The organism is Pedobacter steynii, from assembly GCF_001721645.1.
In the GTDB taxonomy this organism is placed as follows: domain Bacteria; phylum Bacteroidota; class Bacteroidia; order Sphingobacteriales; family Sphingobacteriaceae; genus Pedobacter; species Pedobacter steynii_A.
Window position 1 is genome coordinate 407,842 of sequence record NZ_CP017141.1, and the last position, 24,151, is coordinate 431,992.

The window sequence follows — 24,151 nt, forward strand, 5'->3', positions numbered from 1 at the left end:
CAAGCGCTATTCTTTATCTAATGTATTCCGTGAACAATCTAGCCAGGGAAAAAATCTGCATTCTCAAAATAGGGGTAATCAATAAACAGAGTAGGAAAATATTTAGAAACATCGGCAATATTAATAAATCCATTTTGCCCTTGATCTGTATTTAAAACCCAATTTCCCCATATATATTTAATTTTCCCCTCATTATTATACATAAAACCCAGAGCGGCCAGCGAATCACTGTCTACATAAAGAAATTTCTCAGTTTTATCCAAAATGGGTCTCATCGTAGATAAATCATATTCATGTTCACAAACAAGATTATTGTCCTGATTGTAAATTTTTTTGTAATAAAATTTCAACACGCCCTTGTTATAATATTTTTCGTCCTGAACCCGGTAAGTACCAAACATCGATCTTTCGATTATATCAACACGATATTCAGAATATTCGTTTAATACATCAGATATAGTTTGACCTGGATCTAAATAATATGTGAAGTAATTAATTTCCCTATTCAAATAATGTTCAGATTTTTTTAAAATACCATCATTATAATAGTTAATATCATAATCATTTAGCTCTTTAAATTGTTGGGTTGTGATAGGTTCACCCAAATCGTTTGTATATGAAATTGTTGTTGCCATAATCTTATTTAAATTTATATTTTACTCTTGGATAACCAACATTCAAGCCATCAACGACAGTCGTCATATCAGTCTTGACAGAAAAAGAGGATGAATTTTGCATAACTTTCTCAAAGTTAGCAAGTTTACCATCTTCTATCGTTACAATATACCTTTTATGTAATTCCCCCTTTTTCTTAAGAAAGTCTTTCATAGCTTTAATATTCTTATTGGAATAACCTTCGGTAATAATTTCATCTTTAGCGGCTTGTCTAAATCGCCTCTCCATTTCATCAGCAAATTCCTCCAGCTCTTTTTTTGAATATCTAATCGCCCAATCTGTATCAAACGTTCCTCCACTAATACTAGATTTGTTAGTTATACTTGATCCGGTAAAATATATCCGATCCTTATTAAACCCAAATTTATCTAAAACAGGACCAATCTCCAATTCCGCATAATTGTCAAAACTTAACTTATCCTGGAATGTAAAAGGGTAGCCTCTCTTTCTTACATTTACAAGATTATCCATTCGGCCTTTAAGAACCTCTATTGAGGCAATATATTCAATATCTCTTTTTCGACATGCTTGATGAAGCACTCCCATGCCATCTTCTTTAGAAAGCCCTTTACTTGCCGCATATGTAAGTACCTCCTCTATCTGAGGATTCTTATAGTAAATCACCATTCCAATAGGTTTATTAACAGATCTTCTAAATTGGTTTTCTTCATTCACTATACGAATCAAATCTTCCTTTCCTTCCGAAACATACCTATTTAGATATTCAACTGACCCCATTTCTGCCAGTTCCTCAATTTTCCGTTTTGGGGTTGCTCCTTCTATTTCGTCCAACATTCCAGAAGGCCAACCATGCTCAATTCCATCCTCAATAAGTTCTTGAGCAGCTTTCTTTGCTTTTGCTGCAGCAATGGGATCGGTAACTAATGCAGTCAACTCAATAAAAAACAATAATGTTTGTAATTTTTTACAAAAAGTTGATCCATCACAATCGCTTGAATAACGTAACAAGAAGTTAAGTACTGAAGCAGATATCTGAATAACACCCAATACATAAAGTACCTTCCCTAGTTTTGACAAGTGTCTTAAGTGCCTTAGTTTTGTAATATTTCCTATTCCTGAAATTGTCGTAACGACATCAACGAGAATACCAACTTTGGTATTAAAATCCTTATCATCTCCATCTTTGTCAATATATGCCAAATAAAATAACGGAATCACTCCATTGAATTCACTATCTTTCTTGGGTAACTGAATTGAAGTGTCAGTTTCAGATGGATAAGTAACTAAAGTGACTGGTTGGTATAGATTTAAAGGTGAGCTTGCAGTTAAAGAGTAATCCTTATTTTCAGTTATCCAATAAATACCTCTTCCCCATGGATCAAACTCAAATGTGAAGCGGTCGTTATATACGCCAAAAGCATTCTTCTCAGAAACATAGTTAATTACTGAAAAATGGTTTAAATCTTTATCATAATCATAGGTACTATTATCAATTAAGCTATAATCTGGATCCCCGTTAGGTTGAAGATTTTTATATGGATTATACTTACTCTCGGTCCACAAAAGTAAGATTGCGTTGACGAACCTTGTTCTGTTATCCTTACTAAATTCCTTATTGCCAACCAACTCAAGCACCGCTTTCAAAGGGGCTCTATAATTTTCAATATTCCTGTACAACAAACTATATAAGGTTTCCGTGCGGGAATCTATAGCATATTTCTTACCAATTAGCGCCCCTAAGAATTCATTCACTTCATTTTGATTCACCAAATCAATTGAATTAACAATTCTTAATGCAAACTCCTCAAGATTGTCACTTAATCCTGATTTTAAAGCGAGAATTTCAAGAACGCTTATTCGCTGAGGTAAAGGAATTGATCTTAATGACTTGGGGGATAAAATATTTGCTAACCAGTATAATTTATCAATACCTTTCGATTTGGATATTAGTTTCTGATCAAAAAAGGCAACCTGAAAATATTGCCTTAAACCATTCAATAAATCACCTAAACTCTTAATTGTAAGAGGATTAAAAACATCCCCAACCTTCCATTCCAAATTTTGTGCGTTAACATAGGTGGAAAAATCATCCGCTCCTGGAGCACTAAAAAGAGGAAAAATATCCTTGTTAATCATACTTATTACAAGCGCAATCTTATTAATAAGCAAAGCAGCATGTTCACTCTCAACAGTAGAAAACTGATTTGAAAGCGCAATTCTGTTTTTTAGAAACTTGACTGCTTCAGGATGTAAATTTTCAACTTCTTTAATAATTTGTTCTGTGCCATTAGGAATCCGAATATTAAAATTACCATCTAATACATTTAATCTGTTTCCATCATAAGTAAACTTATACGTTCCAACAGAACAAACTTCTTTATTTGATGCATCTACAACTAATTTTTGTATTTTAATCTCATCTCCTTTGACTCCTTCTTTTATTCTGGCTTCTTTTTCGAGTTTAGAATTATTGACAATATCTACATCAGCATCATTGCCATAGTATTCTATAATCTTTGACTTCTGATAATATCCATCAGAAATTAGTCTTCCTTGTGTATTAAGATCCGCAATTTTGAATTGGTTCCTTTGGCGAAATAGATAAGTAATATTTTCAACTGAAAATTCCACTAAGAATCCATCCAAATCGTGTCGCACTTCATTTGTGAAATTATCACTTCGTACCACTCTTCCATTTTTTAATATTTCTGCTTTTGCCATGATCTTATATGAAAATATCTGAAGTTAAAATTGTCCCTAACAAGCTATTATCCTTAAAATACTTGCTGTAATCTGAAGAAAAAAAGCTTCTCCTGTCAAGGGAATAAATGATTATATCTGATTCAGGAGTATAAAGCTGCAACTGTCCGCTATTACTTTCGCCAACTATTCCCAGTCTATACTTTTGGTATATGGTATTTTGTGAGATAGTGACTTCGTTCGCATCAATAAATACATTCTTAAGATGCAATCTTACATTTGATAAAGATTGAGTATTCAATAGCAACTTTAAACTATCATTTTCAGCTTTAGTTATACCCAATAAAACCTTACTAGGAATTGTATCATTTGTAGTCTTTAGCACCAGACCAGTAATGGTCTGTGATTCATCTGTAAAAAAAGTCAGTCCATAAAAAAATGGTTGATTAAGATTATAAGCATTAGTTCCATTAAAACCACCGGAAGCTGAAGAGAGAGAATCCGCACTTATTGACATTGCGCGAGAAGTTCCAAGAGTTAGACTTGAGGTATCTCCTAACTCCGTTGTATAGGTAACTCTATTTAATTTTGTTGTAAGATTAGTATTTGTTTCAATAAGATCATTAATGGTGGAGGTTTGAGCTACTGAAAGACCAACATTCTCCATATCATTATAAGATTTGATGAGTTGTGGTCTTTGCTTGGATAACACAGAGTAGGCTGAATTTGTACTTGTTCGCAACAGTGCGAACTCACTATGCAAATCAAATATGTCATTAAAGAAATTGGGTTGGTTAACATCCCGTATAGAGCTTTCATCTTCACTACCATTCTTTTCGACATAACTATATCGTTTTCCCTGATACAACAGAATATTAAAAGAAGCAATATTCACTTTAGCACCATCCGAACCAGTAGCTGGATTAGACAAGACAATAATCTTAGTAAACCTACTGGGAACACCATCAATCGAATCCGGCAATCTCAAATCATCCGCATTGCAAAAATTATTATGTTGCGCATTATCTATCCGAGCCACCTGTCCATACAACATGGTATTCACATTGTTATCCGTTACCAATTGCAAAAACAACTTATTCCTGGTACCAGTATGTGTCTGAACAGCATCGTTAATCAGCAGAGGCCATTTCTCCTTTTCATAAGCAACATCTGTGAGTGCCATTTCAACAGTCCCCATCTTCAACGACATCCCCTCAACCTCCCCAATGTTATAATTCCCATAGAAATTATAAGATCTCGTTCTGTCACTTTGGATATACAGATAAAGCCTGTTTTTCGTGTAAAAATTATCGATCACTTCGTTATAAATGCTCAATCCTTTCTTTGCCACCTTAACACCAGCGTTATCGACCTTTACAGTCCCGTTATCGGTATGAAAACCAAAGTAAGCCGCTGCATCCAGGAACTGAAAAATATGCTCACGTTTCAGTTTCTGTTGAAAAACATCCATTTCTGCAGGAAGGATAATCTTTGCTTCATTTGCCCGTGCATAAGCCAGGTCAAAGACAAATTCATCATTCGGTACAGGCAGTCTATAGTCCCCATAATTTAAGACGATGTCTATCCCGCACTCTCCGGAAGCAAAATTCCCCAGAGATGCGCCCATTTCTATGACCGGCAATTCGAAAGCCATTTCTTCCTTTTCAATGAATTCGCCATTACTCTCTACATACTCTGACTCCTTGAAAAAGAAGTCAGACAACAATAAATCATCGTTCTGTTTTAACGGATCATAACCGAGAAATCTGGCCATGAAAGTTGGTGGAGTTGTTCCCGGGTTGATTCTGTTATGAAAAGAAAGGAAACTCGCATTGACTTTGTTGATAAAGTCTGAGGTACTTGCAGTTGGAGTGATGACCTGATCACCCAAAAAGAAATCACTTTTCTGAAGTCCCCTGTAAATAAAATATTTAACATTAAAGCCGGTTATAGGCTGCGTGAATGGGCGTAAAATTACATTCACTTTGTTAGTGTCGCCGGTCTGAGGTTGCACCAGCATCACCCCTTTGCAGATTGCAAAGGCTTTTGATCCCGACGCAGTAAACTTATTGGTCAACCTGAATTCACGGTCTGATACCGGCCCGAAAGCCTGTCCTTGAACCTGCGTCATAGACGCGGGTGTCGTAAAGAAGTGTGAATCAGGCGAGAATCTGGACATATAGTTGTCTGAACTTGCCATAGTATATTGGTTATGAGGATTAATGAATTTCTATTGTGGCAGATGCCGTAATCTTGTTGTATCTTACCGTACCTATCTTATAATAATCAGAAGGGAGTGTGGAGTTTGGAGCCTTTTTCATGGTACTAAGTGCGACCTGGTTTGAAGAAACCCTTGTACCACCTGTATTGACAAAATTGGTTCCCGAATGTGTCATCGTTCCTCCTTTGTAGGTCACCAGTTCTACATTGAAGTTACCTGTCACAGGAGTGCTGTACCATACCGCATATAGTCCTACTTCGACCACCTCCGGCAAATTAGGAAAGGCATTCAGGAAGGTTTTCATACCAATCAATGCACCTTCATAGCCGTTAGTTCCGGTATTGTCCGTACCCCATTGCAGATAGGTATTGGCTGGAGTGGCGTCTCTTGGAACTACAGTATTTCCCTGGCCATATCCTACGTAAACCTCATCGTACTGCGTTCCGGTATTCTCGAAGCCGACCAGAATATCCAGATCGGATCCCGCTCCTTCACCCCATTGATAACTTACCGCCATAAAATCAAAATCACTGACTTCAATTCCCGGATCCGGAGCAGTATGACTGAGGGTTGCCGTTGCTACATTATAATTGAAACGCAGGATAACGGGAAGATAATTTTGATTATAATTACCATTCATTCCTCCCAGAACCTGGTTACTGAAAGAAGTCATGAATCCCATATTTGCTCCTCCGATTACCGTTGGCATATAAGATCCCGGAGCACCGTTCATAGCCATCTTCGACTCTTTGGTTTTTAGGGCATAAACACCTGAAACTGAAGCCGGGCTCAATGATCTGCCTTTAATGTAGAACACAAAATCTGCAGTCCCCGGATTCTCCCGGACCAGTTTATCTATATTGAATTCAAACCTCCAGCTTGTCGACGAAGGGTTATGATCTGAAGCCAGTACCAATGCATTTTCAGGAGTCATTCCTACCGGTGCAATGTTGTTTCCTGTATAGGCAGCCAGATGATGACCGGTAACCTCAGCATTGTCAACATATCCAATCAGGTCTAATGGAGGTGAATTGTAGAAATCTACGACCAATACTCCGGCCTGCAGCTTATTACGAATATCAATCTGTCTCGTTACCTTTACAAATCCATTTTGCAGGGCACTGATGTCTACCTGCCTGATCTCGGTACCCGTCATTCCACTAATAGCTGCGGTATAAGTTTTCCCAACAAAATACCCTTCTGTAGAAGCAAATGTAAAATCTGTAGTAACATCGCGCTGAGAACCATCAGAATAAGATCCGAGCACACTATATGTCGTTGTACTGCCATTGTCTATAACATCTGGACCAATAATAGATAGTGAAACCAACGTAACTGGTGTGGTATTGAGGATGGTAACTTGTTTTGTTAAAGTTTCAGCCCCGGCTTTTACAGCGGTTACGGTAGCATTCAGATCGGCATAACTTGTGCTATCATCCAAAGTCTTAAAGAGGTTACCATCAAAGCTGCCTCCTTTATCAGTGGTAAAAATATATCCTAAGGTGATGTCTGTGTTAGAGCCATCAGAAAACAATTGGAACACGTAATACTTGCTGCTGCTACCTTCGTTAAGCGATGCTGCACCATACAATATGACAGAGGCTGGAAGTTTACAGGTGGCAAACTGAATTGTTTTAATTCCGGACCATCCTTCATGACTTAGAATCCTTAGTCCGAGGCTATGGTCCCCGCAGCTGATTTTATCATTGAAGCTGGCAGTTTGTTGTTCGGTCACAAGAGATTCATCCAGATACCATTGGTAAGCCAGTACACTTTCCTGGGCTGTAGGAGAATCAAAGCTGACCTGAAAATTGACACTATTGTCGCTGAAATAAGAATCGCCAACAATAGAAAAGGCGGGGCCGGAGAGGCAGGGGGTTAAAGGCATTTGTATTATTTTTTAATAAAAAAATGGGTGAGTAGAAGGAGATAGAAATAGCGGGTTAAATACGCCTGATGTTACCTAACCGGAGTACAAAAATGACAGCAGCGATTGCCACCAGAAGGGCAGCAAACCAGTATTGCAGATTCACAGGCGTTTTCTCGGTCAGCACTTTCGTCTTTTCGTCTTTCACCTGGATCCTGGAATGTTCAGTCTGATCAGATTGCACTTTGATGTCCTTATGAATAACAGTCTCTTTTTCAATGCGAACCGAAATCTTACGGGGTTTTAAAATTGCTTCTGCAAGCAATCGCTGTGTGACGGGATTCAGGATCAGCCGGACATCCACCAGGTCATTTTTGATCGCTGTGATTCCGTTGACCAGGCTATCCATACCAAAACTATTTTCCTGCCGGATCAGCTGTTCCGGAATCAGGACAAGGGTATCCACCTTTTCCTTTATTACCAACACAGACCGGTCCGTAACCGTCTTTGCAGAATCTCTGGAGTATTCAGCCGTCAGCTTAAAAAGATCGCTTTCACGGGACTTATTTACCTTTCTGAACAGGTTACATCCGGAAATGAACAGGATCATGGTGATGACCATTGAGTTTAAGATAAAACGTTTCATAATTTTTTGATTAAAAGTTCCAGTTCTGCGGCTTTAAGGTTGATGCTGTCCAATTTCTTACGTATCGGACTGTGATAAGATTCCACAAATAGTCGCTGAACTGTAGGTCTGTTAGACGACGCTCCGGAAACAAACAGCAGGAATGCCATCATTATAATTAGCTTTTTCATTAGAATATATTTGTTTTTTAAAGGCTATGAAGCGATCATGATCTTGTTATTATTCATCAGGATCTATTGTTTTTATTGTATTCATGAGCTCGCAAGCGAGGTTCATTTCGTTGTGTGATCTGTAAGATCATGATGGCTTCATCTCTTCTTATTTTCTTTAAAATATTTCTTAACTGACTCGACAGTTCCATTCAGATTGATGAGCGAAGTATCCAGTTTCCTGCTGTTGCTATCCTGTTGTTCTTTGTATGGTGCCAGCTGCCTTGGAAGTTCTCTCTGAACCCCTGTAGCAACGGCCACATTAATCTTTTCATTGAGCATCGTAATGTCCTGAATCCTCAGCCGGTTCATTTCATTGTTGATGTTATATTGCCAGAAGTTAAGCCCTACAGAAAGGATCAGCATGGTAGCGAATGGGTTCTGTTGCACCGCGGAAAATAAGCGGTCAAACATTCTCTCTAACCATGCTGCCTTTCTATCGATAATGTCCTGGGCAGCATCGGGGCCATGTGTTTCTATCTCTTCCATCTACTTTGCGATTTCAAAATGCATCCAATCATAATTTTTCTCTCTGCCCAGGGAGAGAAAGCCGTGTTGATAAAAGATATCGATCATAGCCTGATATTCAGGTCTTGCGAATCTTGCTGTTCTGGCCGTCTCTCTCAGTAAATTTCTATCCGGGTCCAGGTCAATGGCTGTTCCCCAGGAATGACGCGAAAGCGTTTCTGTACTTCCCCTCATAAAGCGGTAATTGAAACAACCACCATAGAGGTCAATTCCTAATTCTACAAGCCTTTCATAGCCATAATGGCCAAGGATATCTTCGAGAACGGCCAGAAGCTGATCAGCGATCAGATGATGACATTGGATTCTGGTTACATAAGAACTTCTCTGCCATGCAATCCGCATTTTAAATGGCAGTGTGATGGTGGTCAGATAACCGGCACCGGTTGCATTTGGGATTCCGTATTTCGCGTTTAATTGCTCTGTATCTATCATAATTTTTTTCTTTTTTTACAACACTCATTTTTAATACTTTATAAGACGAGGCCACTAAAAAAAACCAGCATCAATACGAATTTCAATCTTGCAAAATCGCTGGAATTTACCCCAACATTAACTGTAGCAATACTTCCAGTTCATTGGTAGTTAATGCAGGATTTTCTGTATACAGATCTTCCAGGTGTTTTTGACTAAGGATTTTTAAAGACTGAGCTTCAATATCCGTCTGATCCTCACTTAGTTTTTTCAGTGCATTGCTCACTTCATTTACTTCTTCAATGCGCTCCGCACCGGTAACCGAACCATCTACATTAAAAGTCAAACCACTCTCGGTACAAATTGCCTCTCTCAATTCCTGAAACTGCTTTACAACGACTGATAAATTTGACTTGAGTTTGATCACCGGGAATAACAATTCTGTGCCTACAGATTTGATGGTACATTTACCCAGAATTGCGGAAATTTCTAACGCCGTTGCGTAATTGATTGCTGTGTTTGTATTCATGATTTATATATATAATTGTGTTATTAAACTAAATATTTGTGCATAAGCAGGCCTGTCACCATGCCCTTTAAGGCATTTAGATTAAGGTTATTCTGTTGAATTTTATGTCGCTTTGAGTGTTCCTGATTTGTAATATAAAGATACGAAAAATACTAACAATATTAGCATTTTAAGACTTATAATTTCAGGATAATAAGGTCTTTTTATTCAAAAAAGTTATTCTCTATTCTGATCAGGTCGTAGATGCGGTAAACCTCTTCCCTGAAGCCCTCATAGGCTTTAAATGCCACAATTACCCCCGGAGTTGACATACTCAAAACCTCTTGTGAAGTGCCAATTAAACCCGAAGCCTGCTTCAGTACACCAGGTACCGTATTTCTACGAACGAGCTGCATGATCTTTTCCGGATCATAAAATAATAGCAGAACCGCAATCAGTAACTCCCTTTCATAGGTAATGTTTGTTTTTCCCTTTCCATTGGTCCAGCTTTCTACCTGGATCCCCTTTATCTTTTTAAAGGTGGAAACGATCTTTTCAATGTTGGAAAGATCCGTTAACCGTTCGTCAGGCAACGTTTCTTTTATTTTTTCGGCAATGATGTCTGCAATTTCCGGATACTCTTTCCGCAACACTGCGACCATTAGGTTTGAGCTGTATTCCATAATCGTTAATAATGATATTCATAACTGTGCGCAATAGTTTTATTTAGCACAGAAATAAGTTAAAATGTATATTTATTTATAGTTTATTTACTTCAAATGCACGGTAACTCGCCATGATTGCATTTGAGATCACCATCAGGTTTAATTTCAGGTGGATGATCAGCGCTTTTGCTGCGGCAACATTCATTTCCAGATTAGGCTGTCCTCTTACCTCGATTCCGTTTTTTAATTTTTTGTACTTGCTTGGTTCAAATAGCAAGATGAAGGTTTGAAGATCATCCCTTTCTTCTTTAAGTATTACCACGTTATTTTTCATAGGTTTAAGTTTTGGTGCTATGGCCATACTCAAATAAAAAGCGGCCGTTGTTGTTCTATTATTTCTTTCAGATCCAGCTCGTCCAAAATGCAGGACCTGAAGAAAGCATAAAGGGCGAATCTCTTAGCCATACTTTTGATCATCTCTATTGCGGATCCATCCTGTACTGAGTTCAATTTCCTCTGGATTTCTGTCTGTTTTATTCTGGAGATGGTTCTTCTTTGCTCTCTGCCAAGAGATTCGTTCAGATAACGCCTGGCTTCGGCTACAAATTCCCACTTCTCGCGGTTGTTAAATGAGATTAGTGCCAGTCGGTCTAAAAAATCGTACACAATGGCTCCTGATAATACTTCTTTTCCGGAGTTCATCATATGCATGGCATTAATGGCATTGTCCCGGGCCACATTAAAGCGACTATCTTTGTCCGGAATCCGGCTCTCTTTTTTTAAAAGGGCATCTCTGGCCAGTTGTTCACGGCTTTCGCAACTCAAATGTGCTTCAACAAACTTTTCAAATGAAACTACATTTAGTCCGTAATAGGGTCCAAACTTGCCCCTGATTCCTCTGGAAAAAGCCAGGGGAATTTCTGCCAGCCGAATCGAAGGGAATTTGCGGGGGATAAGATCTGCCAGCTCATTGGCGAGATAATCCTTATCTTTTTGTGTAGGCTGTGTCATCCCGAGATCAGTATAGGACTTGGCAAGAGACATGACGATCACCTTAAATACTTCCTGATCTTTATGTTTCTTAATCGATGGCATCGTTAAGATCTGCCTTGTTTGCTGTACAGAAGTATTTTCCTGATCAGCAGTTTCGTTCATAATGGCTAACATCGTTTTCATAATTGTTTCGTTCTTCTTTCTACGTGCCTCCATTCCATTGCAGCCTCCACCCCTTTGCCTGTTCCTGACTGTTCTCTTGTTTTAATCATCTGCTGCTGCTCCTTTACTAATTTCTCCATCCAGTTCTCTGCATTCCAGGCACCATTCTCAAAAAGCTGATCGGTTGTACCCAGGAAATTTTTAAAAGAATGACGGAAACTATCATTAATGCCTTTAAATTCTATATAGGCAGCAAACTGTTCTTCGAAATAAACCAAACGATCTGAGGCCTGCAGACATCTTAAAAAAACGGCTATCTGTCTGAGTTTATCAAAATTCGCAACCTCATTAAAACCAAAATATTTCATAAGTTTAGCGGATAAATTAAGGTCAATGGGAGGAGTATATTCCAATGTACTTTCCCCTTCCTCTTTCAATTCCTCTTCCTTTCCGTTCCCTTCCTGTACATCCAGTTGTTTCACCAATGCTTCTCTGTTATTATTCATTGGTTCAATTCCGATGTGCTCCGGTTCAGGAGGAAATTTCTCTCCTTCGGTTAATTCTTTCCCCGTAATCCGCTGGTGATCTCTGAAAGTCGGAACAACCCCATATCTGCATCCATTCACTTCATAAGATCTGATGAAGCCGTTTTTTTCCAATACATCCAGACTTTGTTGCATATTATAATCCAAAAAAGGTAAAATATCTAACTTCATAGACCTGGGCTTATATTCAAACCTACCTTTACTATCTGCCAGCATCCATAAACCCATAAATACAATCATGATATACTGCCCTGGATTTTCATGCTCCAGGTCCTGTAACTTTTCATGTCTTAAAAAAGCAGGTTTAACCGTTCTTATTCTTGCCACTCGTTATTAGTTTATAGCTTATAAATTTTAAAATATCAATCCAGGACCTCATGTCCCGGGCAACCTTTGAACGGACAAAATCCCTGACAACTCATTGCGCCTAACCATAGTTCTCCTCTTTCTTTCCTGATGCGAAGCTGCTCGCGCACTTCGGAAACTACTCCTCCAAATATGGATTGCAAGGCAGCATCTGTACAATCCAGCAACTGCACAATCGGAATATCAATGTGACTGCTTCTCATATAAACGTCTTAGATTAACTGCCCAGATTCCAACTTAGTGTTTGTTAAATCTAACTTTTCATTCAGAAGGTCATTTTTAAGAACTTCCTCCAGAAGCAGCTTCTCCAGAATCTTAATCCTTTGCTTCAAAGCCTTTAATGTGTTCGTCTCTTCCATAGCTATAAAATTATAATCAACTAATAATCAATCAAAAAAGAGTCAATCAACTCCCTATATAATTCAATTCAACTTATTTAATCTTGTGTATTCCAATTATTAATATTCAGGATATATTTGGAATATGATTCTTAAAATATATATTTGCTGAACTATACAGAACAAATATAGTTCGTATTTACGAACTATTAAAACTATAATTTCGTAAATAAGGACATTTAAATCATAACGTATTGTGAATCAGGAAGAAAAAAATTCACAAAAATTCCAGAGACTTAAAGAGATCTACAGTTTCTTTAAATTCAAGAGCGACACAGAGTTTGGAAAAGCAATTAATATGTCCAAGTCTTACGTCTCTGAAATTTTGAAAAGTGAAAAGACACCCAAAACAATGGGACAGAAATTAGAAGACCACCTTGGTGTTTCCAGGAAGTGGTATGAAGAAGGTGAGGGAGAAATGCTACTTGAATCAGCAGCAATCCAAAAAGCAAACAGCACCTCAATAGGTGAAATCCATTATCCGCTGGAAGTCGGAGATTCTCCTTTTATAGACCTGGGAGAAGGAAAATACATAATGGTTGTACCATTAGTCAATGAATATGCATATGCCGGGTACTTGCCAGGCTACAGAGATCCGGAATATTTAGAAGAATTACCAAAGCATACGATTATCGTGGATAAACATCATAAAGGTCAGTACAGGGCTTTTGAAATTGTAGGAGACAGTATGGACGACAATACCAAAGAAAGCATCAGCGACGGAAGTATTGCCACCGGAAGAGAAATCCAGCAGCATTTATGGACCAGTAAGTTTCACACCCATAGGTTCAAAGATTACATCATCGTTCATAAAAAACATGGTATTATTGCCAAGAGGATCACCCACCACGACACAGAAACCGGCGTGATTACCTGTCATTCTCTTAATCCTGATAAAAACAGATACCCCGATTTTGACATCCACCTGGATGATGTACGCCAGATGTTCAATATTGTAAACGTATTACAGAAGAGATAAAGACTACATGGCAGAACTCAAAGAAACAACAGAAGAAGCAGAGCGATTGAAGGTCTTCAGAAAAGCCGAAAAGATGGGTCAGGAAGAGTTCGGAAAACAACTTGGCCTTGACCATTCAGTAATCAGCAGATACGAAAATAACCGTCTAAACATCCCTATTGATTTCATAAAAAAGCTCCACGAAGTATTTAACATGTCCTTTGAATGGTTTTATACCGGCAAAGGCAACAGGAAGTTCACTCCGGAAAAAGGAACCCTGATTAAAGACATCAAAACATTGGAAACAAATCAAAAGATCCTGACGGAACAGGTATCCGCACTAAAATCAGAATTACTAAAACTTCATAGAGAATTCCATGCTTTTAAAGCTGAAATGAAGTAAATTAGGGGATGAAGAAATTCGCCCTGATATTCCTTATTTCTTCCTGGACAATCAGATCAGATGCTCAGGAAGAAATCAAAAATTACAAGCCATATTTTGCCGCCACAGATTATCAGGGTAAAAACAGGATGACCTTACGGGAATTCGAACAGTCAGGCCAGAAGTACTACCTGACTGTTGATCCTCAAAACCTGGAAACACAGATCATCAAGGCTGCAGAACTTAGCACAAAACCTATTTCAAACTGGCAGGAATCACTTTACCTCAAAGGTAGTCCTTATTTAAAAGCCATTCAGGCAGCAAAACAGCAATCCATAGCCCTTCAGGACGCGGGAATTACCCATGGCTTTCCAAAAGAAAAAGGAATTACGCTGACAATTGACCTCTGTCCTTCTCACAAAGCCTTAGACCGGGTGATATTCACCTCTTTAATCACTGAATTTCAAAAAATCGAGAAACCAGTTCCTGTCGCATTGTCCATTACCGGCAAATTCATGACCAATCATGCTGCCGATATCGACTGGCTTAAAGCACTGGAAAAATCCGGAGATCTAGCCATCACCTGGACCAACCATACCTTCAACCATCGTTATGACCCTAAATCTCCTTTGGCCATTAACTTCCTGCTGGAACCAGGCACAAGTGTGATGTACGAGGTTCTGGCAACAGAGATACTGATGATACAAAAAGGGTTGTTACCTTCCATTTTCTTTCGCTTCCCAGGCTTAGTTTCCGATCAGAAACTTGTAGATGAAATTTTAGCGTTCGGTCTTATCCCGGTAGGAAGTGATGCATGGCTGGCAAAAGGACAACGAACACATGCAGGGAGCATAGTCCTGATCCATGGAAATGGCAATGAACCAATAGGTGTTCACGACTTTATCCGCTTACTAAGGACAGAACAGACAGCAGTACACAGTAAACAATGGCTGTTATATGACTTGCGTGAAAGCATTACAGAAGAATTTAAATAACCGCACATTTTAAAGAAAAACATGGAAATAGGGATCAGCACCTTTGGCGAAGTACAACCAGATGGCACTGCAGGAAAAGCAGAACACGCACACCGACGGGTTCAGGAATTACTGGAAGAGGTAAAACTTGCTGATGAGGTTGGTCTGGATGTATTTGCATTTGGAGAACACCACCGTCCGGATTTTGTCATTTCGGCACCTGAAATTATGATGGCCGCAGCCGCAGCCATTACCAAAAAAATTAAACTATCTAGCTCAGTAACCGTGTTGAGTTCAGCCGACCCCGTTCGCATTTTTCAGAATTTTGCTACTGTAGACCTGATTTCTGGTGGAAGAGCTGAAATCATTGCCGGCAGAGGATCTTTCACTGAATCGTTCCCCTTATTCGGTTATCATTTGAATGATTACGATGAACTGTTCACCGAAAAACTAAATTTGCTACTCCAGATTAACGAGGAGGAAGTGGTAAGCTGGCAGGGAAAATACAGGGAATCTATTGTGAAGCGTGGGATTTATCCCCGGCCCATTCAATCCTCAATTCCAATATGGATCGGAGTTGGAGGCACGCCTGCATCCGCGCAAAGAGCTGGAAAACTAAATCTTCCTATGGCCGTAGCCATACTGGGCAGTCCCCCGGAGCAATTCGTCCCTTTTGTAAACCTCTATAGAAAGTCAGCAACCGATGCTGGACACGATGCCAGCAAACTTCAACTGGCAATCAGTTCGCAGTTTTACGTGGCAGAAACGGAGCAGCAGGCAGCAAACGAATTCTACCCTTCTTATGAACGATTGATGAACCGGGTAGGAAAAGACAGAGGCTGGTCGCCAATGAGCAGACAACAATTTGACTACCTACGCAACTCAGGCCCATTGGTGGTAGGGAGTGTCCAACGAGCCATTGACAAGATCATGCACCAATATGAACTGTTTCAAAACACCAGATTTCTGGCACAGCTGGTTACCGGTTCCATACCGCATAAACAGGTATTAAAGACTATTGAGCTCCTGGGAACAAGAGTTGCCCCTGTTATTAGAAAAGAAACAAAAAAACAACAATTATAAGGCAGTTTTATCGCTTAATATTCAGCAAGTATTTAAGAAGATTTATCTGAATGCCCCAGATTTTTCTCCGGGCTAACGATATCTCTAACCAATTGTTTCACCTCTTTGATCTCTGGAAAACGTCCCATTTCCTTTCTATCAAACACCTGGACTTCATTTATGGTGATGATATAGGTACCTCCTGTTTCACTGGGTTTCAATAAAACCCCGCTAATTTCATCAGTAAATGTTGTTAATAATTCCTGTGCCATATAAGCAGCTCTAAGCATCCAGCCACATTTAGGACAATATTCAATAGCAATTGTTGGTTTCATTTTCTTTATATATCAAGGTTATGTTAGCTCCTTATATGCCAGCCTCTGGTTTTCGTAAAAGCACGCAGGCCCTGGTGCGATAATGTAGCTCCTATTCCGGAATGCTTCCTTCCGCTCCAGGGAAGTCCGGCACTAACCCGATCACAACAGTTCCAATATCCTGAGCCCGAATCAACCTGCGAAAGAATCCGCTCTGCACGATCGAAATTCTTCGAGTATACCGCCGCGGTTAAGCCATAGGTTGTACCCTGCATCATTGCAATCGCCTCTTTGTCATCTTTCACCTTCATAATACCGACGATAGGTCCAAAACTTTCCTGCTGCATCACTTTCATATCATTTGTGACATTCGTAAGCACAGTTGGCTCAAAGTAATAACCCTTACCTTCTCCCCTTTTTCCTCCAGTCAATAGTAAAGCGCCCTTTTCCACCGCATCATTCACCTGCCCCTCCAGCACCTCCAGTTGCTCTCCTCGCGTCAAAGGCCCGATGTAAACCCCATCTTCAGTAGGTATTCCTTTTTTCCAGGATTGTACTTCTTTCAAAAAGGCGTCAACATAGACTTCATAAACCCGCTCATGAACATAAATACGCTCTACCGCACAACAGCTCTGTCCATTGTTGTAAAAGGCTCCATCTGCTGTTCCGACAGCAACGGAAGCCACATCATTTACATCATCCGCTACATACAAAGGATCCTTCCCTCCCAATTCCAGTTGACAAGGCACCATTTTCAAAGCTACCTTCTCATAGATGTATTTACCGGTTTTGTAAGATCCGGTAAAAAAGTAGCCATCAAAATCCATATCTAACAAAGATTCTCCTGTTTCCTTTCCTCCGATAGCTATCTTAAAAGCATCCTCAGGCAATCCTGCTTTTCTCCATAATTTCTCGATTTCCAGACCAGTTAATGTGGCGTATTCAGAAGGTTTATACATCACTGTATTTCCCGCTATCAGTGCCGGAACAAAAACATTTACCCCAACCAGATAAGGATAATTCCAGGCAGAGATATTACAAATCACACCAAGCGCATCATAAGAGATTTTTTCTTTTAGCTCTTCCGTATCAGTTACCCATTCATCAGAAAGGTATTTTTCCCCGTTGTTCATCATCCACTGGATCCGTGTTCTGGCACCGTTGATTTCATTTCTTGCCTGCTGCAAAGGTTTCCCTACCTCGGAAGTCAGTATGGCAGCCAGCCTTTCCTTTTCTGTTTCCAACAAATCGTAAAACCGATGAACCACCGCCAGTCTTTCTGTCAGGCTTTTCTTCGACCATTGCAATTGCTCCGCCTTAAGCAGGCTATATTTTTTATCAAGACTAAGCCTGCTGTCTTCCTGAACTGTTGTGATTATTTCTGCTGTAGCTGGATTAATGATGTTCATTTCTTATGATTTCTTACTTCAATGATAAACTGTTCTTTGATCTTTTGCGAAAACGGATTGTTTTCTTTCTCTTTCATTCTTTCGGGATGCCACTGCACCCCAATCATAAAGCCCATATTGGTTTTATCTTTATACTCCAGACCTTCAATGATTCCATCTCCGGCATCCGAATAAGCGCTAACCATTAAGTTTTCTCCAATATGATCGGTATGCACCGCCTGGTGATGTGCGCTGTTCACAGATCCATATTCCTCTCCGGTAACGGCATACAACAGACTATTCTTTTCTAAATTAATGTGATGAATTTTATCTTCTGCGCCTTTCTTATGCACCGCATTCGCACTTTCTCCAATGTCGTCAAAAACCTTCCCACCTTCCAAAATGTTAATGTATTGCATTCCTCTACAGATCCCCAATACCGGAGCCTTTTCTTTTTTTGCATGCTCATAGATCAGCTTTTCAAAAGCATCTCTTTCCGGTAAAAAGGATTCCGGACGATGAGGGTAATCGGGTGCGCCGCCGAATACAGAAGGCTCCACATCAATCCCGCCTGTCAGTACAAAACCATCGCAACCTGCAATATCTTCTATATTTTTCTTTTCGAAAGAAAGCTCGACCAGCTCCAGGTCTGTTCCAAGGTCCAGGGAAGTAAACCAATTCCAGTAATTCTGAGAGTTTGTTTCTGTATAACTAATTCCAATCTTCTTCATAAACTATAAACACTTCAATCCTGTTAAAGCGCTTTTAAATATAACTGTTTAAAATCTTCCCTTGTAACTGGTTTCGGATTATTAGGGTGTGCAAAATCTGCAAAAGCCAGATCAGCCAATGTTTCAATATGCTCAGACTTCACCCCAATATCAGTCAGATGGTGGGGAATATTCAGTTTAGTATTGAGTTCAAAAAGATACTTCACCACTGCTTCACCACTTTCTTCCTTCAGCTCCAGCGTTTTGGCTATGCGACGGAATTTATCTTCAAAGCCCGCAATATTAAACTCCATTCCATATGGTATATTCACTGCATTAGCCAGTCCATGATGGGTATCGAGCAGAGAAGAGAGCGGATGGGCCAAAGAATGAACCACTCCTAAGCCCTTCTGAAAGGCAATAGCCCCCATCATGGAAGCCATCAACATCTTACTTCTACTCTCCAGGTCAGACTGATGTGTAGCCTTTTCCAATGCGTCTTTAATCAGATAAATACCTTCCAAAGCAATTCCATCACATAGTGGATGTGGATTTTTTGCCAGGAAAGCTTCCATATTATGTGTCAGGGCATCCATCCCAGTTGCGGCGGTAATATGGGGAGGCAGATCCATTGTTAATACCGGATCAGCAAATACGATTTTTGCCATTAACTTAGGAGAGAAGAGAATCTTTTTCTGATGCGTTTCATCATCAGAGATAATCGCACTTCTTCCCACTTCACTTCCCGTTCCTGAGGTAGTAGGCACCGTAATAAAGTGAGGCACATCATTCGTCACATATATATCGCCACCAATCAGGTCGTCGTATTTAAACAGATCTTCCCGATGGTTCACCCGCAGTACAATTGCCCTGGCTACATCTAAGCCAGCCCCACCTCCGACACCGATTACACTGTCTCTCGAAGTCTGGTCCCAAACCTCTGTACCTTTGTAAACATCACTCTTTACAGGATTCTTATGAATATCACTAAACACCTCCACTGAAAAAGAATGAGCTTCCAAATCAGCCACAATCGCTTTAAAAAAAGGCAATGCTGCCACTGTAGGATCTGTAACGATCAACGGACGTTTTAATCCGTTAGCCTGCAGGTAGGCAGGCAGTTCCTTAATTGCTCCTGCTCCAAAACGAATGGTAGTAGGAAAATTATATTGATATACTTTATCAAATGTCATAGCTCTTATCGCTTAAATAATTTCAAAATATCTTTTCATCTCCCAGTCGGTCACCACTTTTGCATATTGTTTCCACTCCCATTCCCTGGTTAACGTAAAATGTTCTACAAAAGATGCTCCGAACAACTCCGCTGCAATCGGAAATGTTTTCATTTTTAGGGTCGCTTCGTGCAGGTTTCCGGGAAGGATGCCATTAGAAAGATCTTTATAACCATTTCCTGTGGTCGCTTCCTTATCCAGACTAAGCTTGTTTTTAATCCCATATAAACCTGCCGCCAGGCAGGCCGATAGCGCCAGGTAAGGATTGGTATCTGACCCCACCACCCTCGTCTCTAAACGGGTGGCCTTCACATTTCCAGGCAAAGCCCTTAAAGCAACGGTCCTGTTATCAATTCCCCAGGTTAAAGTTGTCGGTGCCCAGGCACCTTCCACCAATCTTTTATAGCTATTAATCGTTGGCGCTATCATCGGCAAAATATAAGGAAGACAGTGCAGCTGTCCGGCAATATAACTCTGCATTAACGGACTCATTTTATGTTCCGAACTTTCGTCGTAAAATAAATTATGTTTCCCTTCGTTATCCCATAAGCTTTGATGGACATGCCCGCTACACCCCGGCAGATGCTCACTGATTTTAGCCATAAAAGTGGCCATAACTCCGTGTTGATAAGCAATTTCCTTAACCGCGGTCTTAAATAATATGGCTTGATCTGCTGCCTGCAATACCTCAGCATATTTAATAGCCGCTTCGTACACCCCAGGACCAGTCTCTGTATGCAGACCTTCTACAGGAACCCCGAATTTACACAGCAAATCAAACAGGTCCGTCATATAAGAATTTTTCAGACTGCTGCGTAAAATAGAGTAACCAAACATGCCTGGTGTTAAGGGATTCAGGTTATGAAAATTCTTCTGATGTGTACTTTCTGGTGTTTCTGCGAAATTGAACCATTCAAATTCCTGAGAAAAATAAGGACGGAAGCCCAGCTCCTCAGCTTCAGCAAGAACCTTACGAAGCAATTGCCGAGGACAGGTGTACGCCGCCTCATTATTTTCATTAATAAAATCACCCAGAAAAAAAGGAACATCATTTTCCCAGGGGATCTTACGAAAAGTATTCAGATCCAGCTTCACCTGAGCATCTGGATATCCCGTATGCCATCCGGTAAACTTTACATTATCATAAGCAACATCCCCCATATCCCAGCCAAAGGTGACATCACAGAAGCCCAACCGGCCTTCTACCATTGCTGCAAATTTATCTGCCGCAATATATTTACCTCTTAGTACCCCATCAATATCTGCCACAGCCACTTTTACCTTTCCCGAAGGGTGTTGTTTTACGTATGCTAAAATTTCTTCTGTTGTCATTTATGCGCTGTTTTAAAGGTTCTGTATAACAAAAATGTAACTGCCAGTATAGAGAAATAGATCAGGCCCAGCTTAGGATTAAAAATAAACATGGCGATAATCGATACCGATGCAATAGTCAGGGCCACCATCGGTAATAAAGGATAAAAGCGAATCCGAAAAGGACGCGGCAGTTCCGGTTCTCTTTTCCTTAAGATTATAATCGAGACCATGGAAATGATGTACAAGGTTAAAGCGCCAAAAACAGAAACGATAATGATTTCTGAGGTTTTTCCGGAAAGCAGGGCGAGAATTCCGATTACCATATTCCCGATCAGAGCATTGGCGGGTGTATGAAAACGCGGAGAGATTTTACCAAGAAAAGCAGGGATATTGTGTACACGTCCCATCTCGTAGGTAGAGCGTCCGGCAGCAAGGATTAATCCATGAAAAGAGGCCACCAGGCCAAACAATCCAACCGTAATCAGTAAATGATACATCAGGTGGTTATTGCCGGTAATCTTTGCCAGTGCAAGGGGAAGTGGAGAATCGGAAGTTTCTCCGTTCAGACCATTCTTGTAGACAATCGCTTCCCAACCGGCAATTCCTGTTGCCGATATAAAAATCAGAATACATAAGATCGCCAGTGTAAATATCGCCCACCCAAACCCTTTACTGATGTCTCTTTGCGGGTTCTTGGTTTCTTCGGCAACATTTGCAATCCCTTCGATCCCCAAAAAAAACCAAATGGCAAAAGGAATGGCAGCAAATACTCCCGTCCAGCCATTAGGCAAAGCATTATGAGTCAGGTTAACCAGCTCGAATTTCGGCAATGCAATCCCCGAAAACAGCAATAGCTCTCCCACTGCAAAAATGGTTACGATAACTTCAAATGAAGCTGCGGCTTTCACCCCATAGACATTCAGGGCAGTAAAAATAAAATAGATCGCAATAGCGCTGGTCAGTACGGGAACCTGTGGATAGAATGCATTAAAATAGGCACCAATGGCAAAAGCGATTGCCGGTGGTGCCAGTATAAATTCAACAATCTGGGCAATACCGGCTATAAAACCGATATTTTGCCCCATTGCTTTATTCGCATAGTCAAACACTCCCCCTGCTTTAGGGATCGCGCAGGCAAGTTCTGCGTAACTAAATGTAAAGGTGACATACATCACCATAATGGCCAGGGTGGCCATTGCCATGCCCCCTGTGCCTCCTTTTTCCAGTCCGAGATTCCAGCCAAAATACATGCCTGAAATAACGTAGCCTACTCCAAGCCCCCACAACATAAAGGGAGTCAGTGTTTTCTTTAAACCCTTGTTTTGTGTCATTAGCTGATCTCTTTTACATGATTATAAATATAACATAAAATACTACTTTAACACCCACATCATCTGGTTAACATCATCGTTTCCACCATATTGACTTTGGATAGCCGCGGAAACATTAGCACTGTTATAATCCAGCTCATTTGAAGGGTACAACCAGCGTAAAGGAAATTGGGCTGTAGGACTGTTCAGGTTTGTTGTACTGTTTAAAGTGAATACCGGATACCCCGTTCTTCTGTTCTCAAACCAGGCGCTATATTTACTACCCTGTAAAAAGTTGGCCAGATATTTCTGGGTGATGATCTGTCCTATCTGCTGTTCGTTTGTCCCGCTTAGAACCACGCCTGTTGAAGCTGGGAAAGCACTGATATAAGCAGCATCCATTTTCATGTTATGATGATAATCCATCATATCAGGTGTATTTATGGCAATAAAATTCATGGAACTGGTGATCCCTGCAGCATAGTAAGCCTGTGCCCCTGTTCCCGTGATCCATCCCCTTACACTCGCTTCTGCCAGGATAAACTGCAGGTCCCAATAACTAAAGACACTTACCGGCTCTGCATTCACCAGCTGTACATAGCGGTTGTTCAGATCTGCATAATCTTTTCCAACCCGTCTGGTTTGCAGGCTCGAAAAAGCATCCGATGGTTCTACCCCAGGATAGGCATTGTAATCAGATTCTGATAATCCGGCAGTAACTTTTACAGGCGAAGGTTTCGCATAATAGAAAAGACGCCTGTCTTTTAAAGTTCTCAGCGGTGCCAGCAAAGTATTGGACAGCATGGTATAGTTTGATTTTACAAAAGAGTTACCAGATCCCGCGGGAACGTCAGACCATGGATAATTCTGTCCTGCCGTCGTATTGTAAGCCAAAGCAAAATTGTCCTTAAAGTCACGCATTAAAGGACGATTGGCTACAATATCTTTAAAACGCGCTATTACTTTCAGGTCTGCATCAGCTGTCTTTTTATACAGGTTATTTAACACATGTAGCTCAAAGCTATTCGTCAATCTTCTCCAGCTGTCGGTTTTTCCTCCATAAATCGGATCTCCATCAAAATTTGCCCCTTCAGAAAAGAGCTGATTGGCCTGATCCAGCTCATTAAGGATTCCCAGGAATACTGTTTTCTGAGTATCATATTTTGGTTTCAGTACATTTTCCGATTCCCCTTTTATCGCATCAGTATATGGAATATCTCCTACCTGCATGGTGGCCATAAAAAATTGCCAGGCACGAATAAAATGTCCCAAAGCCTGATATGATTTTTTCAGTCCTTCGCTGGTAGCATATTTTTCCATTGGAGCGATATTACGAAGAATGGTCACCCGGCTCAGATCAGCCCTGTTTAACTTATTATACTGCAGGTTTTCCTGTCCCTCGCCCCAGGTGAGGTATTTCCCTAAAAGAAAGGGCTGCATAAAAGATTTCTGTGTACTGATTTCACTCCTGGTAATGCTCAGGATCATACCTGTTGCCAGATTAGAAGAGTTTACCTGATCTGTTTTATTCGGATTTCTATTGATATCCTCAAATTTCTTACAACCCGTTGCCAGCGTAGCCATTAAGGGCAGTGCCAACATATATTTTAAAAGAATCCTTTTCATTAGAATATTTTTTTGTGAATGGTTAT

At 40.2% G+C, this 24,151-nt stretch carries 26 protein-coding genes; 4 read left to right on the forward strand and 22 right to left on the reverse strand.

Annotated elements, in window-relative coordinates; translation table 11 throughout:
* Window positions 1-38: 38 nt before the first annotated feature.
* From BFS30_RS01750 to BFS30_RS27665, 15 genes are all read right to left on the reverse strand, one after another.
* The gene (locus BFS30_RS01750) at window positions 39-635 is read right to left on the reverse strand and encodes a hypothetical protein (protein ID WP_069377693.1); all 597 of its coding nucleotides are present in this window, start codon (window positions 633-635) and stop codon (window positions 39-41) included.
* A 4-nt stretch (window positions 636-639) separates the two neighbouring features.
* Window positions 640-3,357, reverse strand: coding sequence for a hypothetical protein (locus BFS30_RS01755; protein WP_069377694.1), 2,718 nt, complete (start codon window positions 3,355-3,357; stop codon window positions 640-642).
* A gap of 4 nt (window positions 3,358-3,361) precedes the next feature.
* On the reverse strand, window positions 3,362-5,536 hold the full coding sequence (locus BFS30_RS01760; protein WP_157262853.1) for a hypothetical protein: 2,175 nt from the start codon (window positions 5,534-5,536) through the stop codon (window positions 3,362-3,364).
* A 19-nt stretch (window positions 5,537-5,555) separates the two neighbouring features.
* A complete protein-coding gene (locus BFS30_RS01765; protein WP_069377696.1) occupies window positions 5,556-7,445 on the reverse strand; it encodes a hypothetical protein in 1,890 nt (629 codons plus the stop codon).
* A 55-nt stretch (window positions 7,446-7,500) separates the two neighbouring features.
* The gene (locus tag BFS30_RS01770) at window positions 7,501-8,070 is read right to left on the reverse strand and encodes a hypothetical protein (protein WP_069377697.1); all 570 of its coding nucleotides are present in this window, start codon (window positions 8,068-8,070) and stop codon (window positions 7,501-7,503) included.
* Window positions 8,067-8,240 (reverse strand): hypothetical protein, encoded by a 174-nt coding sequence (locus BFS30_RS27655; RefSeq protein ID WP_157262854.1) that lies wholly within the window; start codon window positions 8,238-8,240, stop codon window positions 8,067-8,069. Before BFS30_RS27655 ends, BFS30_RS01770 begins: the two co-directional genes overlap by 4 nt.
* Window positions 8,241-8,378: 138 nt before the next feature.
* On the reverse strand, window positions 8,379-8,768 hold the full coding sequence (locus tag BFS30_RS01775; RefSeq protein ID WP_069377698.1) for a hypothetical protein: 390 nt from the start codon (window positions 8,766-8,768) through the stop codon (window positions 8,379-8,381).
* Entirely contained in the window at window positions 8,769-9,239 is a 471-nt protein-coding gene (locus BFS30_RS01780) for a M15 family metallopeptidase (RefSeq protein WP_069377699.1), read from the reverse strand.
* A 106-nt stretch (window positions 9,240-9,345) separates the two neighbouring features.
* Window positions 9,346-9,747 (reverse strand): hypothetical protein, encoded by a 402-nt coding sequence (locus tag BFS30_RS01785; RefSeq protein ID WP_069377700.1) that lies wholly within the window; start codon window positions 9,745-9,747, stop codon window positions 9,346-9,348.
* 203 nt (window positions 9,748-9,950) lie between these two features.
* On the reverse strand, window positions 9,951-10,409 hold the full coding sequence (locus BFS30_RS01790; protein ID WP_069377701.1) for a hypothetical protein: 459 nt from the start codon (window positions 10,407-10,409) through the stop codon (window positions 9,951-9,953).
* A 76-nt stretch (window positions 10,410-10,485) separates the two neighbouring features.
* The gene (locus tag BFS30_RS01795) at window positions 10,486-10,725 is read right to left on the reverse strand and encodes a hypothetical protein (protein WP_069382239.1); all 240 of its coding nucleotides are present in this window, start codon (window positions 10,723-10,725) and stop codon (window positions 10,486-10,488) included.
* 29 nt (window positions 10,726-10,754) lie between these two features.
* On the reverse strand, window positions 10,755-11,567 hold the full coding sequence (locus BFS30_RS01800; protein ID WP_157262855.1) for a hypothetical protein: 813 nt from the start codon (window positions 11,565-11,567) through the stop codon (window positions 10,755-10,757).
* Entirely contained in the window at window positions 11,564-12,418 is an 855-nt protein-coding gene (locus BFS30_RS01805) for a hypothetical protein (protein ID WP_069377703.1), read from the reverse strand. The genes BFS30_RS01800 and BFS30_RS01805 overlap by 4 nt, the downstream gene beginning before the upstream one ends.
* 35 nt (window positions 12,419-12,453) lie before the next feature.
* Window positions 12,454-12,660, reverse strand: coding sequence for a hypothetical protein (locus BFS30_RS27660; protein WP_157262856.1), 207 nt, complete (start codon window positions 12,658-12,660; stop codon window positions 12,454-12,456).
* Between the two features lie 9 nt (window positions 12,661-12,669).
* The gene (locus tag BFS30_RS27665; protein WP_157262857.1) at window positions 12,670-12,816 is read right to left on the reverse strand and encodes a hypothetical protein; all 147 of its coding nucleotides are present in this window, start codon (window positions 12,814-12,816) and stop codon (window positions 12,670-12,672) included.
* 391 nt (window positions 12,817-13,207) lie between these two features.
* Here BFS30_RS27665 and BFS30_RS01810 point away from each other — a divergent pair, with 391 nt between their 5' ends.
* The 4 genes from BFS30_RS01810 to BFS30_RS01825 are packed head-to-tail and all read left to right on the forward strand — an operon-like array spanning window position 13,208 to window position 16,252.
* Window positions 13,208-13,834 (forward strand): S24 family peptidase, encoded by a 627-nt coding sequence (locus tag BFS30_RS01810; protein WP_157262858.1) that lies wholly within the window; start codon window positions 13,208-13,210, stop codon window positions 13,832-13,834.
* A gap of 7 nt (window positions 13,835-13,841) precedes the next feature.
* Window positions 13,842-14,216 (forward strand): helix-turn-helix domain-containing protein, encoded by a 375-nt coding sequence (locus tag BFS30_RS01815; protein ID WP_069377705.1) that lies wholly within the window; start codon window positions 13,842-13,844, stop codon window positions 14,214-14,216.
* Between the two features lie 8 nt (window positions 14,217-14,224).
* Window positions 14,225-15,190: a polysaccharide deacetylase family protein gene (locus tag BFS30_RS01820; RefSeq protein WP_069377706.1), complete on the forward strand. Its 966-nt coding sequence runs from the start codon at window positions 14,225-14,227 to the stop codon at window positions 15,188-15,190.
* Window positions 15,191-15,211: 21 nt separating this feature from the next.
* Window positions 15,212-16,252 (forward strand): Atu2307/SP_0267 family LLM class monooxygenase, encoded by a 1,041-nt coding sequence (locus BFS30_RS01825; RefSeq protein ID WP_069377707.1) that lies wholly within the window; start codon window positions 15,212-15,214, stop codon window positions 16,250-16,252.
* Between the two features lie 32 nt (window positions 16,253-16,284).
* On the opposite strand, the gene BFS30_RS01830 is transcribed toward BFS30_RS01825, so the two are convergent.
* From BFS30_RS01830 to BFS30_RS01860, 7 genes are read right to left on the reverse strand one after another with little or no spacing between them, the layout of a single operon-like run.
* Window positions 16,285-16,566 (reverse strand): SelT/SelW/SelH family protein, encoded by a 282-nt coding sequence (locus tag BFS30_RS01830; RefSeq protein WP_069377708.1) that lies wholly within the window; start codon window positions 16,564-16,566, stop codon window positions 16,285-16,287.
* A gap of 23 nt (window positions 16,567-16,589) precedes the next feature.
* Complete coding sequence (locus BFS30_RS01835; protein WP_069377709.1) at window positions 16,590-17,954, reverse strand: aldehyde dehydrogenase family protein; 1,365 nt, start codon at window positions 17,952-17,954, stop codon at window positions 16,590-16,592.
* Window positions 17,951-18,664 carry a gamma-glutamyl-gamma-aminobutyrate hydrolase family protein gene (locus tag BFS30_RS01840; RefSeq protein ID WP_069377710.1) on the reverse strand — a complete coding sequence of 238 codons (714 nt, stop codon included), beginning with the start codon at window positions 18,662-18,664 and terminating at the stop codon, window positions 17,951-17,953. The genes BFS30_RS01835 and BFS30_RS01840 overlap by 4 nt, the downstream gene beginning before the upstream one ends.
* Before the next feature lie 23 nt (window positions 18,665-18,687).
* On the reverse strand, window positions 18,688-19,836 hold the full coding sequence (locus tag BFS30_RS01845) for an iron-containing alcohol dehydrogenase (RefSeq protein ID WP_069377711.1): 1,149 nt from the start codon (window positions 19,834-19,836) through the stop codon (window positions 18,688-18,690).
* A gap of 12 nt (window positions 19,837-19,848) precedes the next feature.
* Entirely contained in the window at window positions 19,849-21,207 is a 1,359-nt protein-coding gene (locus tag BFS30_RS01850) for a glutamine synthetase family protein (RefSeq protein WP_069377712.1), read from the reverse strand.
* Complete coding sequence (gene eat, locus BFS30_RS01855; protein ID WP_083251905.1) at window positions 21,204-22,520, reverse strand: ethanolamine permease; 1,317 nt, start codon at window positions 22,518-22,520, stop codon at window positions 21,204-21,206. The genes BFS30_RS01850 and eat overlap by 4 nt, the downstream gene beginning before the upstream one ends.
* Window positions 22,521-22,562: 42 nt before the next feature.
* Window positions 22,563-24,125, reverse strand: coding sequence for a SusD/RagB family nutrient-binding outer membrane lipoprotein (locus tag BFS30_RS01860; RefSeq protein WP_069382241.1), 1,563 nt, complete (start codon window positions 24,123-24,125; stop codon window positions 22,563-22,565).
* Window positions 24,126-24,151 lie beyond the last annotated feature (26 nt).

What these genes read in the sequence shown, in the direction of transcription:
- BFS30_RS01820 (WP_069377706.1), top strand. Translation starts at nt 14,225, where the DNA reads ATGAAGAAATTCGCCCTGATATTCCTTATTTCTTCCTGGACAATCAGA.
- BFS30_RS01785 (WP_069377700.1), bottom strand. Translation starts at nt 9,747, where the DNA reads ATGAATACAAACACAGCAATCAATTACGCAACGGCGTTAGAAATTTCC.
- BFS30_RS01850 (WP_069377712.1), bottom strand. Translation starts at nt 21,207, where the DNA reads ATGACAACAGAAGAAATTTTAGCATACGTAAAACAACACCCTTCGGGA.
- BFS30_RS01860 (WP_069382241.1), bottom strand. Translation starts at nt 24,125, where the DNA reads ATGAAAAGGATTCTTTTAAAATATATGTTGGCACTGCCCTTAATGGCT.
- BFS30_RS27665 (WP_157262857.1), bottom strand. Translation starts at nt 12,816, where the DNA reads ATGGAAGAGACGAACACATTAAAGGCTTTGAAGCAAAGGATTAAGATT.
- BFS30_RS01790 (WP_069377701.1), bottom strand. Translation starts at nt 10,409, where the DNA reads ATGGAATACAGCTCAAACCTAATGGTCGCAGTGTTGCGGAAAGAGTAT.
- BFS30_RS01770 (WP_069377697.1), bottom strand. Translation starts at nt 8,070, where the DNA reads ATGAAACGTTTTATCTTAAACTCAATGGTCATCACCATGATCCTGTTC.
- BFS30_RS27660 (WP_157262856.1), bottom strand. Translation starts at nt 12,660, where the DNA reads ATGAGAAGCAGTCACATTGATATTCCGATTGTGCAGTTGCTGGATTGT.
- BFS30_RS01825 (WP_069377707.1), top strand. Translation starts at nt 15,212, where the DNA reads ATGGAAATAGGGATCAGCACCTTTGGCGAAGTACAACCAGATGGCACT.
- BFS30_RS01830 (WP_069377708.1), bottom strand. Translation starts at nt 16,566, where the DNA reads ATGAAACCAACAATTGCTATTGAATATTGTCCTAAATGTGGCTGGATG.
- eat (WP_083251905.1), bottom strand. Translation starts at nt 22,520, where the DNA reads ATGACACAAAACAAGGGTTTAAAGAAAACACTGACTCCCTTTATGTTG.
- BFS30_RS01810 (WP_157262858.1), top strand. Translation starts at nt 13,208, where the DNA reads ATGGGACAGAAATTAGAAGACCACCTTGGTGTTTCCAGGAAGTGGTAT.
- BFS30_RS01815 (WP_069377705.1), top strand. Translation starts at nt 13,842, where the DNA reads ATGGCAGAACTCAAAGAAACAACAGAAGAAGCAGAGCGATTGAAGGTC.
- BFS30_RS01750 (WP_069377693.1), bottom strand. Translation starts at nt 635, where the DNA reads ATGGCAACAACAATTTCATATACAAACGATTTGGGTGAACCTATCACA.
- BFS30_RS01775 (WP_069377698.1), bottom strand. Translation starts at nt 8,768, where the DNA reads ATGGAAGAGATAGAAACACATGGCCCCGATGCTGCCCAGGACATTATC.
- BFS30_RS01840 (WP_069377710.1), bottom strand. Translation starts at nt 18,664, where the DNA reads ATGAAGAAGATTGGAATTAGTTATACAGAAACAAACTCTCAGAATTAC.
- BFS30_RS01835 (WP_069377709.1), bottom strand. Translation starts at nt 17,954, where the DNA reads ATGAACATCATTAATCCAGCTACAGCAGAAATAATCACAACAGTTCAG.
- BFS30_RS01845 (WP_069377711.1), bottom strand. Translation starts at nt 19,836, where the DNA reads ATGACATTTGATAAAGTATATCAATATAATTTTCCTACTACCATTCGT.
- BFS30_RS01755 (WP_069377694.1), bottom strand. Translation starts at nt 3,357, where the DNA reads ATGGCAAAAGCAGAAATATTAAAAAATGGAAGAGTGGTACGAAGTGAT.
- BFS30_RS01765 (WP_069377696.1), bottom strand. Translation starts at nt 7,445, where the DNA reads ATGCCTTTAACCCCCTGCCTCTCCGGCCCCGCCTTTTCTATTGTTGGC.
- BFS30_RS01800 (WP_157262855.1), bottom strand. Translation starts at nt 11,567, where the DNA reads ATGAAAACGATGTTAGCCATTATGAACGAAACTGCTGATCAGGAAAAT.
- BFS30_RS27655 (WP_157262854.1), bottom strand. Translation starts at nt 8,240, where the DNA reads ATGAAAAAGCTAATTATAATGATGGCATTCCTGCTGTTTGTTTCCGGA.
- BFS30_RS01795 (WP_069382239.1), bottom strand. Translation starts at nt 10,725, where the DNA reads ATGAAAAATAACGTGGTAATACTTAAAGAAGAAAGGGATGATCTTCAA.
- BFS30_RS01780 (WP_069377699.1), bottom strand. Translation starts at nt 9,239, where the DNA reads ATGATAGATACAGAGCAATTAAACGCGAAATACGGAATCCCAAATGCA.
- BFS30_RS01760 (WP_157262853.1), bottom strand. Translation starts at nt 5,536, where the DNA reads ATGGCAAGTTCAGACAACTATATGTCCAGATTCTCGCCTGATTCACAC.